13 protein-coding genes are annotated in these 17,579 nt (G+C 60.4%); 4 read left to right on the forward strand and 9 right to left on the reverse strand.

The window, feature by feature from the left end:
- Position 1: 1 nt before the first annotated feature.
- The 3 genes from urtC to urtA form a co-directional block, all read right to left on the reverse strand.
- Positions 2-1,165 carry an urea ABC transporter permease subunit UrtC gene (gene urtC / locus J2J98_RS16745; RefSeq protein WP_207601640.1) on the reverse strand — a complete coding sequence of 388 codons (1,164 nt, stop codon included), beginning with the start codon at positions 1,163-1,165 and terminating at the stop codon, positions 2-4.
- The gene (gene urtB, locus J2J98_RS16750; protein WP_207601641.1) at positions 1,162-2,787 is read right to left on the reverse strand and encodes an urea ABC transporter permease subunit UrtB; all 1,626 of its coding nucleotides are present in this window, start codon (positions 2,785-2,787) and stop codon (positions 1,162-1,164) included. Before urtB ends, urtC begins: the two co-directional genes overlap by 4 nt.
- A gap of 112 nt (positions 2,788-2,899) precedes the next feature.
- Positions 2,900-4,192 (reverse strand): urea ABC transporter substrate-binding protein, encoded by a 1,293-nt coding sequence (gene urtA / locus J2J98_RS16755; RefSeq protein ID WP_064705999.1) that lies wholly within the window; start codon positions 4,190-4,192, stop codon positions 2,900-2,902.
- Between the two features lie 427 nt (positions 4,193-4,619).
- On the opposite strand from urtA, the gene J2J98_RS16760 reads away from it, so the two are divergent.
- A complete protein-coding gene (locus J2J98_RS16760; protein WP_207601642.1) occupies positions 4,620-8,003 on the forward strand; it encodes a hybrid sensor histidine kinase/response regulator in 3,384 nt (1,127 codons plus the stop codon).
- Positions 7,996-8,913 (forward strand): response regulator transcription factor, encoded by a 918-nt coding sequence (locus J2J98_RS16765; protein WP_207601643.1) that lies wholly within the window; start codon positions 7,996-7,998, stop codon positions 8,911-8,913. The genes J2J98_RS16760 and J2J98_RS16765 overlap by 8 nt, the downstream gene beginning before the upstream one ends.
- A gap of 182 nt (positions 8,914-9,095) precedes the next feature.
- Here J2J98_RS16765 and J2J98_RS16770 read toward each other — a convergent pair whose 3' ends face one another.
- From J2J98_RS16770 to J2J98_RS16795, 6 genes are all read right to left on the reverse strand, one after another.
- Positions 9,096-10,217: a branched-chain amino acid ABC transporter substrate-binding protein gene (locus J2J98_RS16770; RefSeq protein ID WP_064706002.1), complete on the reverse strand. Its 1,122-nt coding sequence runs from the start codon at positions 10,215-10,217 to the stop codon at positions 9,096-9,098.
- A 120-nt stretch (positions 10,218-10,337) separates the two neighbouring features.
- On the reverse strand, positions 10,338-10,691 hold the full coding sequence (locus tag J2J98_RS16775) for a DUF6867 family protein (protein WP_064706003.1): 354 nt from the start codon (positions 10,689-10,691) through the stop codon (positions 10,338-10,340).
- 19 nt (positions 10,692-10,710) lie between these two features.
- A complete protein-coding gene (locus J2J98_RS16780; protein ID WP_171049302.1) occupies positions 10,711-11,454 on the reverse strand; it encodes an ABC transporter ATP-binding protein in 744 nt (247 codons plus the stop codon).
- Positions 11,454-12,329 (reverse strand): ABC transporter ATP-binding protein, encoded by an 876-nt coding sequence (locus J2J98_RS16785; protein WP_138396458.1) that lies wholly within the window; start codon positions 12,327-12,329, stop codon positions 11,454-11,456. The genes J2J98_RS16780 and J2J98_RS16785 overlap by 1 nt, the downstream gene beginning before the upstream one ends.
- Positions 12,329-13,720, reverse strand: coding sequence for a high-affinity branched-chain amino acid ABC transporter permease LivM (gene livM / locus J2J98_RS16790; protein WP_064706005.1), 1,392 nt, complete (start codon positions 13,718-13,720; stop codon positions 12,329-12,331). Before livM ends, J2J98_RS16785 begins: the two co-directional genes overlap by 1 nt.
- Before the next feature lie 4 nt (positions 13,721-13,724).
- Positions 13,725-14,627: a branched-chain amino acid ABC transporter permease gene (locus tag J2J98_RS16795; RefSeq protein WP_064706006.1), complete on the reverse strand. Its 903-nt coding sequence runs from the start codon at positions 14,625-14,627 to the stop codon at positions 13,725-13,727.
- Positions 14,628-15,160: 533 nt separating this feature from the next.
- Between J2J98_RS16795 and cysQ the strand changes: the two genes are divergently transcribed.
- Complete coding sequence (cysQ, locus tag J2J98_RS16800) at positions 15,161-15,958, forward strand: 3'(2'),5'-bisphosphate nucleotidase CysQ (RefSeq protein ID WP_207601644.1); 798 nt, start codon at positions 15,161-15,163, stop codon at positions 15,956-15,958.
- Between the two features lie 638 nt (positions 15,959-16,596).
- Positions 16,597-17,322: a sugar transferase gene (locus tag J2J98_RS16805; RefSeq protein WP_064706008.1), complete on the forward strand. Its 726-nt coding sequence runs from the start codon at positions 16,597-16,599 to the stop codon at positions 17,320-17,322.
- The last annotated feature ends 257 nt before the right edge of the window (positions 17,323-17,579 follow it).

Here is a 17,579-nt window from a genome sequence, read left to right on the forward strand (position 1 = left end):
TTCACTCCGCTGCCTGGATTTTCGGCTCGATGCCGTCTTCCTGCGTCGCTGGCGGCGCAGCCTCGGAGACGGCTTTCCGCCTGCCGAGATGGTGGGTGATCGTGCCGACTACGCCCTTCGGCAGGAACAGCGTGACGGCGACGAAGAGGCCGCCGAGCGCAAACAGCCAGATTTCCGGGAAGAGGCCGGTAAAGATGGTCTTGCCGCCATTGACGAGGATCGCGCCGATGATCGGCCCGATCAGCGTCCCCCGTCCGCCGACCGCCGTCCAGATGACGACCTCGATCGAATTGGCAGGCGCGAATTCGCCGGGATTGATGATGCCCACCTGCGGCACATAGAGCGCGCCGGCGATGCCCGCCATCATCGCCGAGACGACGAAGGTGAAGAGCTTGAAATGCTCGACGCGGTAGCCGAGGAAGCGGGTGCGACTTTCCGCATCGCGCACGCCGACGAGCACCTTGCCGAACTTCGAACGCACGATCGCCGAGGCGATCGCGAGCGACAGCGCCAGGAAGATCGCGGTCGCGGCAAAGAGGCTGGCGCGCGTGCCATTGGCCTGGATGTTGAAGCCGAGGATGTCCTTGAAATCGGTCATGCCGTTATTGCCGCCGAAACCCATGTCGTTGCGGAAGAAGGCAAGCAACAGCGCATAGGTCATCGCCTGGGTGATGATCGAGAGATAGACGCCGTTGACGCGCGAGCGGAAGGCGAACCAGCCGAAGACGAAGGCGAGCAGACCGGGCACGAGGAGCACCATCAGGGCCGCGAACCAGAACTGATCGAAGCCGTACCAGAACCAGGGCAATTCCTTCCAGTTCAGGAACACCATGAAGTCCGGCAGGATCGGGTCGCCGTAGACACCGCGGGGACCGATCTGGCGCATCAGATACATGCCCATCGCATAACCGCCGAGTGCAAAGAAGGCGCCGTGGCCGAGCGAAAGGATGCCGCAGAAACCCCAGACGAGATCGAGCGCCAGCGCCAGCAGCGCATAGGTAAGATACTTGCCGAATAGTGCCATGATGTAGGTCGGCACGTGCAGCGGATGGCTGGGGCCGGTCGCAAGGTTCAGCGCCGGCACGAGAATGGCGATCGCCAGCAGCAGGGCGACGGCGAAGGAGATCCTGCGATCGAGAGACCGGAGAAGGAAGGCCGTTATCATGCTTCCACCGCCCTTCCTTTGAGTGCGAAGAGCCCGCGCGGGCGCTTCTGGATGAAGAGAATGATGAGGACGAGCACCAGGATCTTGCCGAGGACGGCGCCGGCGAAGGGCTCGAGGAACTTGTTGACGACACCGAGCGACAGCGCGCCAACCAACGTGCCCCAGAGATTGCCGACGCCGCCGAAGACGACGACCATGAAGCTGTCGATGATGTAGTTCTGGCCGAGGTTCGGCGAGACATTGTCGATCTGCGAGAGCGCCACGCCGGCCATTCCGGCGATGCCGGAGCCGAGCGCGAAGGTGAAGGCATCGACCCAGCCGGTCCGGATGCCCATCGACGAGGCCATGCGCCGGTTCTGCGTCACCGCCCGCATCTGCAAACCGAAAGCAGAGCGCTTGAGCAGCATCAAGAGCGTCAGGAATACCACCAGCGAGAAAACGATGATCCAGAGCCGGTTCCAGGTGATGACGAGACCGCCGAAATCGAAGGCGCCGGACATCCAGCTTGGATTGCGGACCTCGCGATTGGTCGGGCCGAAATAGCTCCGGATTGCCTGCTGCAGGATCAGCGAAACGCCCCAGGTGGCAAGCAGGGTTTCCAGCGGCCGGCCGTAGAGATAGCGGATTACCGATCGTTCGATAACGAGGCCGACGAAGCCGGTGAAGATGAAGGCGGCCGGCACGGCGAATGCCAGCGTATGATCGGCAAGCGAGGGGAAGGCCGAAGCGATTGTTTCCTGCACGACATAGGTCGTGTATGCGCCGATCATCACCATCTCGCCATGCGCCATGTTGATGACGCCCATGACGCCGAAGGTGATGGCAAGGCCGATCGCGGCCAGCAGCAGCACCGAGCCGAGCGACAGGCCGTACCAGACGTTCTGGACGACATCCCAGAGCGCCAGGTCGCGGTTGATTGCATTGATCTCCGCCTGGATCGCGGGTTTCAGATCATCAGGCGCACTTGCCATCGCCGTCGTCAGGATCGTCAACGCATCGCGACCGCCGCGGGTGGCGATCGTATCGATCGCGGCTTTCTTTTCCTCGCTGCCGGCATCGCTCTTCAGCGTCATCACGGCGCGCGCCGCTTCCATCGTGTTTTTGATCTCGCCGTCCTTCTCGCCCGAAAGAGCCGAGTTCAGAAGATCGAGATTGGCGGGATCGGCATCCCTGAGCATGCCCTCAGCCGCAGCGAGCCGCGCGGAGCGATCCGGGCTCAGAAGCGTCAGCTGGCTCATCAACGTCGTGATCGTGGTGCGCAGCGCATTGTTGATCTTGACCTTCGACATCATGTCGGGGTCGACATCGGCGACCGCCTCGCCGGTTATCGGATCGGAATAGACAGGCTCGTCATCCGTGCCGCCCAGAACAAGAACGGGACCGCCTTCCGAATTGACGTAGAGCTGGCCATCGCTCAACTGCTGCAGGATCTGGCTGACCTGCGGATCCCCCGAAGCGGCGAGCGCCCGGATGGCCGCGTCGCGCTCGGGAAAGCCGCCGACGCCGAGCGCATCGACGAGAGTGTGCACGTCGCCCTCGGCGCGAAGGCTGCTTACCGAAAGAGTGAGGCCCGAAAGCATCAGGCAAAAAGTCAGAAGGAAAATCTTGATGGCGCGAAACATCGGCTCTCTCGCCTGGATTGTCGTCGGCCTTGCGGCACAGCGGTAAGGACGGAGCTTCCGCCCGGATCAGCTCCGGGCGGAAGTCTTCGGGCTGTCAACGGTTGGGCCCTGCTCAGGAGCCCTTGCCGCCGCACTTGCCGGTCGCGACATTGAAGTTGCCGCAGGAGAGAGGCTTGCGCCAATCGGAGATCAGGTCCTTGGAGTCGGGCAGGTAGTCGGACCATTCGTCGCCGACGACGGCGGGCGTCTGCTGGACGATTTCGAACTGGCCATCGGCCTGGATTTCACCGATCAGCACCGGCTTGGTGATGTGATGGTTCGGCATGACGGTGGCATAGCCGCCCGAGAGGTTCGGAACGGTGACGCCGATAATGGTGTCGAGAACGGCATCGGTATTGGTGGTGCCGGCGGCCTGGACGGCCTTCACCCAAGCGTTAAAGCCGATATAGGCGGCTTCCATTGGGTCGTTCGTCACGCGCTTGTCGTTCTTGGTGAAGGCATGCCATTCCTTGATGAACTTCTTGTTGGCCGGGCTTTCAACGGACTCGAAGTAGTTCCAGGCGGCGAGATGGCCGACGAGCGGCTTGGTATCGAGACCGGCAAGCTCTTCTTCGCCGACCGAGAAGGCTACGACCGGGATGTCGGTCGCTTTGATGCCTTGGTTGCCGAGCTCCTTGTAGAAAGGAACGTTGGCGTCACCGTTGATGGTGGAGACGACGGCGGTCTTCTTGCCGGCCGAGCCGAATTGCTTGATCTTGGCCACCTCGGTCTGCCAGTCGGAGAAGCCGAACGGCGTGTAGTTTACGAGAATGTCTTCCTTCGGGATGCCCTTGGATTCGAGATAGGCTGCAAGAATCTTGTTGGTCGTGCGGGGATAGACGTAGTCGGTGCCTTCGAGCACGAAACGCTTCACGCCCTCGGTGTTCATCAGATAGTCGACAGCCGGGATCGCCTGCTGGTTCGGAGCCGCACCCGTATAGAAGATGTTGCGCGACGATTCCTCGCCCTCATACTGCACGGGATAAAAGAGGAGCGAGTTCAGCTCTTCGAAGACGGGCAGGACGGATTTGCGCGAGGACGACGTCCAGCAGCCGAAGACGGCGGCAACCTTGTCCTTTTCGATCAGTTCGCGTGCCTTTTCGGCAAAGAGCGGCCAGTCGGAGGCCGGATCGACGACGACGGCTTCGAGCTTCTTGCCCAGAAGGCCGCCCTTCTTGTTCTGCTCGTCGATGAGCATCAGCATGGCGTCTTTCAGTGTGGTTTCGGATATCGCCATCGTGCCGGACAGCGAATGCAGCACACCGACCTTGATCGTATCGTCTGCAGCAACCGCACCGCTGAAGGCAGCCGACGCCGCCATGACGGCACTGAGCGCGGCACCTGCAATTGTGGTTTTGAGATTCATCTGATTGAACTCCCCTCTCTTGTTCCGCAACAGGCCGGAAACGGAAATTACTGTTGCCGATGGGACTATCGGGTGCTGCAGCGCGAAAACACATACGCAAAATGACGTAGGCGCAGGGGGCAAACGCGCATGTAAGAGGAGGAGGGGCGCCCCGCCCCAGAGCATGGCGTTCCGATTGCCGGTGGAATTATCCGCTGATCGTCAGGCTGGCCGAGGTCGGGCTGCACTGAGGCGGCAAAGGCTCAAAGCAGACATTGGTGTAATGGTTGAACGAACAGCGCGAGAGTTAGAGCGCTCATGCGACAGACCGCTTTCAAAAATATCGCCGTTCTGTGAACCCGCCGGTGTTCCGCCTCTTGCCTTTCCCGCTCATCCCGCCAAAACTGCCCGGAAGACGATAAGCTAACCGGAGCGCCGGAAAGAGGGCATGACAGCGCGTCAACGCATCATTCCGGTGAGACGCGAATATAATCGCTGGGTCGCCAATCAGACGCTGGAAGATTACGCGTTGCGGTTTACCGCAAAGAGCGCCCGGCATTTCTCCTCCGAGCGCATTTCGCAGACGGCGATCGGCGCGATTTCGTTCCTGGCGCTGGAGGCGATCGGTGGCGCGATCACCCTCTCATACGGCACCACGAATGCCTTCTATGCCATCATCGGCGCCTCGATTGCCATGCTTGCGATCGGATGGCCGATCAGTCGCTATGCCATCCGTCACGGCGTCGACATCGATCTTCTGACGCGCGGCGCCGGCTTCGGCTATATCGGCTCGACCATCACCTCGCTGATCTATGCGAGCTTCACCTTCATGCTGTTTGCGATCGAAGCCTCGATCATGTCCGGGGCGCTGGAACTCACCCTCGGCATACCGCTCTGGATCGGCTATATCATCAGCGCCGTCATGGTAATTCCGCTGGTGACGCACGGCGTACGGCTGATCAGCAAGTTCCAGCTGATGACCCAGCCCTTCTGGATCGTGTTGAACATCCTGCCCTTCATCTTCATCGCCTTCATGGACTGGGAAAAGTTCGATCTCTGGCGCGCCTTCGCCGGCATCCGCGACGCCTCCGGCCCTCCGGGAACCGTCGCCGAATTTGATTTGGTTGAATTCGGCGCAGCTTCCGCCGTTATCCTGGCGCTGATGTCGCAGATCGGCGAACAGGCCGATTTCCTGCGCTTCCTGCCGCCGGTCCCGCAGCGCAAGTGGCGCCATCGCCTCGCCGTCTTCCTCGCCGGTCCTGGCTGGGTCATCATCGGGGCGCCGAAACTGCTTGCTGGCTCGTTCCTTGTCGTGCTGACCTTCACCTCGGGCGTGCCTCTCGACCGTGCCGCCGATCCGGCGCAGATGTATCTGACCGCCTTCGGCTACATGGTTCCCTGGCACAACGCCGCACTGCTGTTGATGGCGGCCTTTGTCGTTGTCTCGCAGCTGAAAATCAACGTGATGAACGCCTATGCCGGATCGCTAGCCTGGTCGAATTTCTTCTCGCGACTGACACACAGCCATCCCGGCCGCGTTATCTGGCTGGTGTTCAACGTCGCGATCGCGCTGCTTTTGATGGAGCTCGGCATCTACAGGCTACTGGAAGAGACGCTCGGCATCTTCTCGATCATCGCCATGGCCTGGCTCTGCACGATATCAGCCGATCTTTTCATCAACAAGCCGCTGGGGCTCGCCCCTCCCGGAATCGAATTCAAGCGCGCCCATCTCTACGATATCAACCCGGTCGGCCTAGGCGCCATGACGCTGTCGGCAACGGTATCGCTGGTCGCCCATTTCGGCGCTTTCGGCGAGACAGCCGCTTCGCTCGCACCCTATATCACCCTCGTCATCGCGCTCATCGCCACGCCTACGCTCGCCTGGGCGACGAATGGCAAATTCTATCTCGCCCGCAAACCGCGCCAGAGCTGGAAGAAGCTGACGAGCATCACCTGCTCGGTCTGCGAACATCCTTTCGAGCCGGAAGATATGGCATGGTGCCCGGCATACGCCGCGCCGATCTGCTCGCTCTGCTGCTCGCTGGACAGCCGCTGCCACGACATGTGCAAGCCGGCGGCCCGTTTCAACGCGCAGGTCGGCACCGTCGCTAGGACGCTGCTGCCGGAAAGCGTCATCGGCAAGCTGACGACGCGCCTCGGACGCTATGGCATCGCTGTCGCGCTGGCGCTGACCGCCATCGGTGCGATCCTGGCGATGATCGCCCATCAGGTCGCCTCCGCCTCGCCCGAGACGGCCGAAGTCGTCAACCGCACCATCCTCATCGTCTTCTTCGTCTTCTCGGTAATTTCAGGCGTCGTCTGCTGGTTCTATGTGCTCGCCCATGACAGCCGCGTCGTCGCAGAGGAGGAGTCCTCGCGCCAGAACACGCTGCTGCTCAAGGAGATCGCCGCCCACAAGAAGACCGACGCCGCCCTGCAGAATGCCAAGGAAACGGCCGAAGCCGCCAACCGCGCCAAGAGCCGCTATGTCGTCGGCCTCAGCCACGAACTGCGCACGCCGCTGAACGCCGTGCTTGGCTATGCCCAGATCCTCGAGCGCGACGAGACGATCCCGGCGCCGCGCCAATCCTCGATCAAAGTCATCCGCCGCAGCGCCGAGCATCTCTCCGGCCTGATCGATGGTCTTCTCGACATCTCCAAGATCGAGGCCGGCCGCCTGCAGGTCTACTCCAATGAGACCAACATCCAGGATTTCCTCGACCAGATCATCGAGTTGTTCCGCCCGCAGGCGCAGGCAAAGGGGCTTGCCTTCTTGCATGAGCGCTCGCCAGCCCTGCCGCAATTCGTCCGCACCGATGAAAAGCGGCTGCGCCAGATCCTCGTCAACCTGCTCTCCAATGCCATCAAGTTCACCGACGAGGGCAGCGTCACCTTCGATGTCGGCTACCGGAGCCAGGTTGCGACCTTCACCGTCACCGATACCGGCCGCGGCATCGCCGAGAAGGACCTGACGCGCATCTACGAACCCTTCCAGCGGGGCGAGGCAGACATGGTGCGGCCGATGCCTGGCCTTGGCCTCGGCCTTACCATTACGCGACTTCTGACCAACACGCTCGGCGGCGAGATTGCGGTTTCGAGCGTCAAGGACGAAGGTTCGACCTTCCGCGTGCGGTTGATGCTGTCCGCCGTCATGCGCGCCGCCGCGCCGCCGCAGGAAAAACGCATCGCCGGCTACGACGGCCCGCGCCGCACGATCGTCGTCGTCGATGACAATGAGGATCACCGCGAGATGATGCGCGAAATCCTCGCGCCGCTCGATTTCACCGTGCTCACGGCGGCAGGAGGTGCGGAATGCCTGACGCTGATCGACGGCATCATGCCCGATCTCTTCCTCGTGGATATACTGATGCCCGGCATGAGCGGCTGGCAGCTCGTCTCGCGCCTGCGCGAGGCCGGCCAGACAGCGCCGGTGCTGATGCTTTCGGCCAATATCGGCGATGCGATGGTTCTGAGCGATAGCGACGACAGCCACAATGATGCCATCGGCAAACCGGTCGATATCCGCCAGCTGCGCGACAGGCTCGCTTTGCATCTCGGCCTGAACTGGGTCTATGCCGATGAGGCGCCCATCGCTCCTGCAAAGACCGAAGCGCCGATGCTGAGCCCGGGTGCTGCCCATGTGCAGGAATTGCTGCGGCTCGGCGAGATCGGCTACATCAGGGGCATCGAAGCCAAGCTTTCGGACCTTGCCAACCTGGAGGAAAATCGGCCATTCACGGAAGCTCTTCGACCCTATGTCGCCGCCTTCGATTTAGCCGGCTTCATGACCTTCCTAAACGACTTCGACGAAAAGGTGGAATACATTGGCTGAGCCGGCCCTCCCTCGCGACATTGTTCTGCTTGTCGACGACTCGCCCGAAGCGCTCGGCTTCCTCACAGATGCGCTCGAACAGTCCGGCTTCTCCGTTCTGATCGCCACCTCGGGCACGGCGGCACTTGGCATCGTAGAGCGGATCACGCCCGATCTCATCCTGCTCGACGCCGTCATGCCTGTGATGGACGGCTTCGAGACCTGCCGCAGGCTGAAGGCGAATGCCGCCGTCGCCCAGGTGCCGGTCATCTTCATGACCGGCCTGACGGAAACCGAGCATGTCGTGCATGCGCTGGAATCCGGCGGCGTCGACTACCTCAGCAAGCCGATCAACATCGACGAACTGCGCGCCCGCATCCGCGTTCACCTGCGCAATGCACGCTCGACCCAGAGCGCCCGTGTTGCACTCGATGCCGCTGGCCGCCATTTGCTGGCTGTCAAGGGCGATGGCGCCATTCATTGGTCGACGCCGCAGGCGACGCGGCTGGTCAATGCCGCCTTGGGCAGCGACGACGGCATGGAGATCGTCGTCCGCCAAATCGCTGGCTGGATGCGCGACCGCATGGCAGCAGCGCGCGATGGCATCATCTCGATCACCGATGCTGGCCAGGCTGCGCTGCAGCTCGCCTTCCTCGGCGCGATCGGCCCGGACGAATATCTCTTCCGTCTTACCGCCGCCAGCCAGCGCAGCGATGATGAGGTGCTGCGCCAGCGCTTCTCGCTCACGCAACGGGAATCCGAAGTGCTGCTCTGGATTGCCAAGGGCAAAGCCAACCGCGATATCGGCGAAATACTGGGACTGTCGGCGCGCACCGTGAACAAACACCTCGAGCAGATCTACGTGAAGCTCGGCGTGGAAAACCGGGCATCGGCCGCAGTCAAGGCGACGCATGTCCTGCATGAGATGTGAGGGATAGCCGAGGGCCCTCCGTGGTTCGCGTCTCCTCCGCCGCACCGCCGACATGCGGCAGCAGATTCCACTTCTCCATCCGTGCAAGCCAGCGCCGCGTCCGCGGTGGTGAAGTGCTGCCAAAAAAGAAGCCCGGTCGAAACCGGGCTTCAATGATCATATTCTCGGAAAGGAAGTAAAGCTTACATGCCCTGCGGGACGTAGGTGTACTTGCCGTCCGGGCCCTTCTTCCATTCGTACATGATGTAACCAGGAATTTTCGGGTCGCCCTTTTCGTCGAACGAGATGTCGCCGAGAACGGTCGGGAACGGACCCTTTTCCTTCATCGCCGTGGCGACGGCTTCAGGATCGAGCGAACCGGCAGCCTTGGCAGCACCGGCGATCGCCTGCATCGCGGCGTAGGAATAGAGCGTGTAGGCTTCAGGATTGAAACCGGCAGCCTTGAACTTTTCGACGAGTTCCTTGTTGGCCGGGTTCAGCGTCGGATCGGGGCCGAAGGTGTTCAGGGTCCCGGCAACGGCGTCGCCAGCGATCGATGCCAGTTCGTTCGAAACGATACCATCGCCCGAAACCAGCGTTGCCTTCAGGCCCTGGTCGGCGGCCTGACGGATGATGAGACCGGCTTCGGTGTGCAGACCGCCCCAATAGATGATCGAGACACCGGCTTCCTTCATCTTGGCGATGAGGGCCGAGAAGTCCTTGTCGCCGACGTTGATGCCTTCGTACATGGCTTCCGTGACACCAGCGGCATTCATGGCCTTCTTGGTTTCGTCGGCGAGGCCCTGACCGTAGGGGGTCTTGTCATGGACGACGGCGATCTTGGCGTCCTTGAAGTGGTCGGCAAGATACTTGCCGGCAATGGCGCCCTGCTGGTCGTCACGGCCGCAGGTGCGGAACGTGTTCCAGAGGCCGCGCTCGGTGAACTTCGGGTTCGTGGCGGCCGGGGTGATTTCGAGAATGCCGTTTTCGGCGTAGACTTCCGAAGCCGGGATGGAAACGCCCGAGTTGAAGTGGCCGATGACGAACTTGACGCCGTCGGCAACGAATTTGTTAGCGACCGAAATGCCCTGCTTCGGGTCGGAGACGTCGTCGCCGAGCTCGATCTTGATCTGCTCGCCGTTGATGCCGCCGGCAGCGTTGATGTCGGCAGCCGCCTGCTCGGCACCCTTCTGAAGCTGAGCGCCGAAAGCGGCGTTCGGGCCGGTCAGCGGACCAGCCACGGCGATGAGGACGTCGGCCCAAGCGTTGCCGCTGAAGGCGACCATCGCCGTCAGAGCCACTGCCGACAGAAGAGACTTCTTCATATTGTTACTCCCAATTTTTGGGCGGGTTCCGGTCCAAGGCCCGACGCATTACCCACCATTGACTGCGCCAGGAAAGCTGTTCCACTCTGAAGGCAATTCATGCCTAGTTTCAACGGACTGTCAATGTTTGTCCTTCCACGAAAACGCGGAAGTTTTTTCGTACAGCCAGTAATAGTTGTTGACCATTTGATTGGTGCGGCGGTAGCGGAAGCCGGCCGTCGAGAAGACCAGCAGCGTCACGAAGTCGAGGATATAGTAAAAGGCGTTGAGCATCGGCCCATTGAACAAGGCATGATGCAGGAACTGCATCGCCCAGGCGAGCAGAAATGTGTAGACGATGACCAGCGGATAGTCGCCCCAGCCCTCGGCAACCGCTTTGCCAGCGCGCCAAGCCGTCCAGAAGCCTAAGAGCAAGACGATGACACGGATCGCCACAAGGGGACCGGCATCCGCTTCGAAGAAAAGTCCCTGCATATCAAACTCTCCTTTCGACCTAGTGTCTTCCGCCTTCGAGATAGGCGGCGCGGACCTCGGGATTGGCAAGAAGCTCCTTGCCGGAGCCGCTCATCGTCACCTTGCCGTTCACCATCACGTAGGCGCGGTGAGAAAGCCTGAGGGCGGCGAACGCGTTCTGCTCGACGAGGAAAACGGTTAGCCCCTCCGCCTCGTTGAGCTTCTTGATCGCCTCGAAGATGCCCTTGACGATCAGCGGCGCAAGTCCGAGCGAGGGTTCGTCGAGAAGCAATAGCTTCGGGCGCGCCATCAGCGCGCGGCCGATCGACAGCATCTGCTGCTCACCGCCCGAAAGTGTTCCGCCACGCTGGGCATGACGTTCCTTGAGACGCGGGAAGAGCGTGAAGATCTTCTCGACGTCTTCGGCAAAGTGTTTCAGATTGTCGAGGCCGGCGCCCATCTGGAGATTTTCCATGACCGTCATGCGCGGAAAGATGCGGCGCCCTTCCGGCGACTGCGCAATGCGCAGCCGTGCGATTTCGTGTGTGGGCATACGGGTGATCTCGCGGCCCTCGAAGACGACCGAACCGGTGCGCGCCTGGGGGCTGCCGCAGATCGTCATCATCAGCGTCGACTTGCCGGCGCCGTTGGCGCCAATCAGGCTGACGATCTCGCCCTTGTTGACCTGTACATCAATGCCGGCGAGCGCTCGGATATTGCCATAATAAGTTTCGACGCCATTCACCTGAAGGAGCGGTTGACCCGTCATTACTGCATCGCCCATCAGTTTGCGCCTCCTTCGAGCTGCTCGACGGTTGCGATCACCTCTTCCACTTCTTCATCCTCGACGCCGAGATAGGCCGCAATGACCCGCGGATCGTTCTTCACGTGATCCGGCGTGCCATCGGAAATCTTCTGACCATATTCGAGGACGACGACGTGGTCGGAGATTTCCATGACCACCGACATGTCGTGCTCAATCAGCAGGATCGACGTTCCGGTTTCGGCGCGAATGCTCTTGAGCAGCGCGTTGAGCGTTGCCGATTCCCGTGGGTTGAGGCCGGCAGCCGGTTCATCCAGACAAAGCAGCTCCGGGCCGGTGCACATGGCGCGGGCGATTTCCAGACGCCGCTGGGCGCCGTAGGGCAAATCGCCGGCGGGGTCGTCGGCGCGGTCGATCAGGTCGGCCTTCTCGAGCCAGAAACGGGCGAGCTCGATCGCCCCGGCCGCTTCCCGCTTATAGGGGCCGACACCGATAAGGCCGAGGATCGTATAACCCGATGCCTTCATCAGCTTGTTGTGCTGGGCAACCAGCAGGTTTTCGAGAACGGTCAGACCGGAGAACAGCCGGATGTTCTGGAAGGTACGCGCGACCTTGGCATCCCTCGTGATGCGAAAATCCGGCAGGCGCTCTAGCAGATATTGCTTGCCGCTCTTCTGGTTGAACGTGATCATCCCCATTGTCGGCTTGTAAAAGCCGGTGATGCAGTTGAAAACAGTGGTCTTGCCTGCGCCGTTCGGCCCGATCAGAGCGGTGATATCGCCGCGCTTCGCTTCGAAGGAGAAGTCGTTGATGGCCATCAGGCCGCCGAACTTCATCGACAGATGTTCGACCTTGAGAAGGGTGTCATCAGACATAGTATTCGTTACGGGGCTCATCAACCATGGCCCTCCTTGATAAAGCTTCCGGATATCGCCTTGCGCTCTCTGAGGAAGGCTGTCGGCTCACGCGAGCCGACGAAGCCGCGCGGCTTGAACAGCATGACGATGACCATGGCGAGGCCGAAGATCAACATGCGGTAAAGTTCCGGCGTAAAATCCGGTCCGAAGATGAGTTTTAGGAAGCTCATCTCGCGCAGCAACTCGGTGCCGCCGACCATGACGATGGCGGCGATTGCAATGCCGGTCAATGACCCCATGCCGCCAAGGACAACGATGGCGAGAATGACGGCCGATTCCAGGAAGACGAAGGATTCCGGCGAGACGAAGCCCTGGCGGGCGGCGAAGAACGAGCCGGCGAAACCGGCAAACATCGCGCCTGTCGCAAAGGCGGTTAGCTTAGTCGTCACCGTGTTGATGCCGAGCGAACGGCAGGCGATCTCATCCTCGCGCAAAGCTTCCCAGGCGCGTCCAATCGGCATGCGGCGCAGCCGGATGGTGACATAGGCTGTCAGCATGCAGAGCGCCAGGATCAAATAGAACAGGAAGATCTTGTAGTAGGCCGAGGATATTGGCAGGTGAAACAGCTTCGCAAAACCGCCGGCCGTCGCGTCGAAGGGAATGCCGAAGAGGGTTGCCTTCGGGATGCTGGAGATACCGAAGGTGCCCTTCGTCACTTCAGTCCAGTTGATGAGGACGAGACGAATGATCTCACCGAAGGCAAGCGTCACGATCGCGAGGTAATCGCCGCGCAAGCGCAGCACCGGGAATCCGAGAATGACGCCCCAAAGCGCCGCGAAGATGCCCGAAAGCGGCAGCAGCACCCAGAAGGACAGGCCGAAATAGCTTGAAAGCAGCGCGTAGGAATAGGCGCCGACGGCATAGAAGGCGACGTAGCCGAGGTCGAGCAGGCCGGCGAGGCCGACGACGATGTTCAACCCCCAGGCGAGCATCACATAGATCAGGATCTGGATGCCAAAATTGTCGACATATGTGAGCGAGCCCTGAGGGCCTTTGATCGCAACCACTACCATCGGATAAAGCAGCAGCGCGATCAGCGCGATCTTCAGGAAATGCCGGTGGAAGAAGCTCTTCTCTGTCGAGATGTCGAGCTCGCCCTCGCGAGCCTTACTGAGCTTGCGGCGGTCAATATTCGGCCTGATGAAAACGACCATGGCGAAGCGGCCGATAGCGGCGACCGCGACGAAGATCGCAAGCAGGCCCCAGCGCTGGACAATGATCAGCTCATTGCTGATGTTCTGATCGGTCTTGAGGCCGACATAGAGAACAAACATGCCGAACGACAGGACCGCTGCGAAAAGAGCTTCGGTAAGGCCTTTGCGGACAAGTCCGGCATCGGGCTTGCCTACAGAATCTTCGATGTTTGCCATGACGTTATACCTTCTCGACTTCCGGCCGCCCGAGGATGCCGGTCGGCTTGAAGATCAACACGAAAGCCAGGATCGCAAAGGTCGCGACGTCCTTATAAGCGATGGTGAAGTATGCCGACCACAGCGACTCGATAAGGCCGATAAGCAGGCCGCCAAAAACGGCGCCGGGCAACGAGCCGATGCCGCCGAGAACGGCTGCGGTAAATGCCTTCACACCCGGCGTGAACCCGTCAGCGAACGAAGCGACGCCATAATACATCAGATACATCGTGCCGGCGACGGCAGCGAGCGCCGCACCCATGACGAAGGTGATCGAGATCGTTTGGTCGACATTGACGCCGAGCAGCGCCGCCATCTTGCGATCCTGTTCCGTGGCGCGCTGGGCGCGGCCGAGGGCGGTATGATTGACGATGTACCAGAAGACCGTCAGCAGCACCGCCGTGATCAAAATGATGATGATCTGCTTCAGTGACACCGAGATGTTGCCGAACTGGTAAACCGAGCTCACCATCGGCGGGATCGGCTTGTTGCGCGGCCCCTGAGTCACCTGGATGAAGTTGGACAGTACGATCGACATGCCGATCGCGGTGATCAGCGGCGCGAGGCGGAAGGATCCGCGCAGCGGACGGTATGCAACACGCTCGATCGTCCAATTCCACAAACTCGTCATCAGCATCGCGACCACAAGCATCGCCAACAGCAAAATTGCCACAGGGAGACCTGCGAAGATGGATGTGAGGACGAGAAAGACGATAAGAGCGGCGAAACCACCGAGCATGAAAATGTCGCCATGGGCGAAGTTGATCATGCCGATAATGCCATAAACCATCGTATAGCCAATAGCCACAAGGCCATAGATGGATCCGAGCGTCAGCCCATTGAAGAGCTGCTGGACGAAATACTCCATATGTCGCTTTCCCCTGGATGCGAGCGGAAGACGCTGCACCTCTTTTTGGTTATTCGGCTCCCCATGCAGGGACCTCATAGGCCGCATGCATAGCGGTTTCGTTGAAAATGTGAAGACAAAAAGGATTTACTCCAGCAGATTCTTGTTCGAACAGGCCGAAATGGTGCATTTTGAACCAAAATCCACAGAAAATCGGCAAAGACAGACCCATTTTTAGCCAAAACCTCGCCCCGGCTTAACCATCCAGCAATCGAACCTTCAATTTCCTGCGTCGCCTCCGGCGTAAGCTATTCCAGAAGATCAGAAGAAGGCGCAAATTCAGCCCCCGAGCCCTGACTTTTTGCGAATGGTATTTCACAAGCAAATGCCATGATCCTCGCCTGACAGCTGCGTGAACTTATGGTAGCATCTTCAATCTGCGTATCGGGGGTGCGGGACGCGGCGAGAACCACCATATCGAAATCTGGTGCGACAGGGATGGTTGACGGACGAGCGACAGCGGGCGCTCGCCGCGCGGCGGACGGCAAAGGACAATGCTGACGACATTTGAAAAGGCGGCGCTCGAAGCCGGTAGGGCCATCATCGCGGTCTTGCGCGAAGGCTTTCCCATTGCCATGAAGGCGGATGCAAGCCCGGTGACGGTCGCCGACGAGGAAGCTGAACGCATCATACTCGCCCATCTCGGCAGGGATTATCCCGATATACCCGTCGTGGCGGAAGAGTCGGTTGCGGCCGGCAAGGTGCCCGACATTCACGGCCGGGGCTTTTTTTTGGTCGATCCCCTCGACGGCACCCGCGAATTCGTCGACGGACGGCACGAATTCACCGTCAATATAGCCTACATCGAGAACGGCGCCCCGGTCGCGGGGATCGTCTATGCGCCGGCGCTCGGGCTCGCCTTCTGTGGGCAACGTGGCCGTGCCGAAAGGCTCGTCGTCACGGAGGACTTCATCATCGGGGCACGGACCGCAATCACCGTGCGCGAGCAGCCGGACGATCGGCTTGCGCTTGCAAGCCTTCGTCACAACAGCCCGGAGACGGGAACCTTCCTCGCCGATCACGCGATCTCCAAATGCACCAATATCGGCTCCTCGCTGAAATTCTGCCTGCTGGCGGAGGGCAAGGCCGATGTCTATCCACGCTTCACCCGCACAATGGAATGGGACACCGCGGCCGGCGACGCGGTGCTGCGCGCCGCCGGGGGATCGACGGTGACGCTCGACGGAGCGCCGCTGACCTATGGCAAGACGGGAACGGCGGCGGATTTCGACTTCGCCAACCCGAACTTCATCTCCTGGGGCGGCAGGAAACGCGTGCTCGAGCCAGCGTGATCATCCGCGGGGAAGTCCGCAAATACTGTGATGGCGCGATACCGCTCATTATGATGTCCTGCACTTGTGGCGCCATGCACAAATGCCTTGGCGCGCAGCGCCCGTCGCGGCCCCTGCTATTAGTTCTCCAGAGATAATCCTGCAGCGATCGAAGCGCAAAGCAGACTGCCGCAGAATCGGCAGGTGATCAGCAACTGCCGAGTCGGGTCTTAACGAGGCCTCATCGAGCAATTTCGACCGCGTCGATTCGGCCTTGATTTTGTCATATTGTGACACAGTTTGAGAACGGCCGAACATAAGCGGCGAAAAAATTCACGTCGGAATTCGTTAAAAATGCCGTATGCCAACTGTCGGTCGCGTGTCGAAACAACACGGCGACAGACCCCTGGAAGCCCTCGCCAAAGGCCTAAAAACCTTGACGAAATTTCAATTCTTAACGAAATATCATGAGCTTGCCTCAACTTAACGCATGTGCGAAAGATTTATTGCGATGCGATATTTCTCTGGACAGCATTACACAATTGTCGCATTTTTCCGTTTTAGTAGGGTTACCAACACCTGAGTGCAGCCCTGGTGACAGGGTAAACCATTGATCGCCTATTGCCGCCGCGCCCCTCGAAGACAACAGAGTACGATCCTTGAGCATCACGGAATTAAACAACACCATTTCGACTGATTCCTTCCGGCCGAGCCGCCGCCAGCAGCCGAGCCTGAAGATTCAAACCCCTGTCATCCACAGCGATGCCTCCCAGGCGCCGTGGGTGGATCTCGCCCTGAAGCGGGCGTTCGACATAGTTTCATCGTTGAGCGCCCTCCTCGTCCTCGCCCCTTTCCTTCTCCTCGTCGCCCTGCTGATCAAGCTCGACAGCCCGGGACCGGTGCTGTTCAAGCAGACCCGCTGGGGTAAGAACTGCAAGGCCATCAAGGTCTACAAGTTCCGTTCCATGCGCACCGATCTCTGCGATGTCTCGGGCGTTGCCCAGACGGTGAAGAACGACCCGCGCATCACCCGCATCGGCGCTATTCTGCGCCGCACTAACATCGATGAGCTGCCGCAGTTGTTGAACGTGCTGTTGGGCGACATGTCGGTCGTCGGTCCTCGCTGCCATGCAATCGGCATGCGCGCCGGCGGCATGCTCTACGAAGAGCTGGTACCGGAATATCATCAACGCCACGCGATGCGCCCCGGTATGACCGGTCTTGCCCAGATGCGTGGCCTGCGTGGCCCGACCGATCGTCCCGCCAAGGCGCGCGCGCGCATCGCCTGTGATCTTTATTATGTCGGGAATTTCTCGATTTGGATGGATATGCGCATCATCGTCGGTACCGTCGTCTCTGAACTGACCGGCGGAAAAGGCTTCTAAGCTTTTAGTGAGAAAGGACCGGCTGCCTCGGGGCAGCCGGTCCTTTCCGGCGACCGCCTGCGTGCGGTTGACCGCATGGGATTCGCGCATCGCGCTCTTCAAACAATCATCGACCATGTGCGACGAGGGAGCGAGAATGATCGCAGTCTCATCGCTGCTCTTGCCTGCCGTCGACAGCGCAGCTCTTCGATCTGGCGCCGGGCAAACGTTTCCGGCGAGCGATCTTCCGGATTGTTGTTCACGAGAGCTGGTCCAGA

It is taken from the genome of Rhizobium bangladeshense, from assembly GCF_017357245.1.
Taxonomy (GTDB): domain Bacteria; phylum Pseudomonadota; class Alphaproteobacteria; order Rhizobiales; family Rhizobiaceae; genus Rhizobium; species Rhizobium bangladeshense.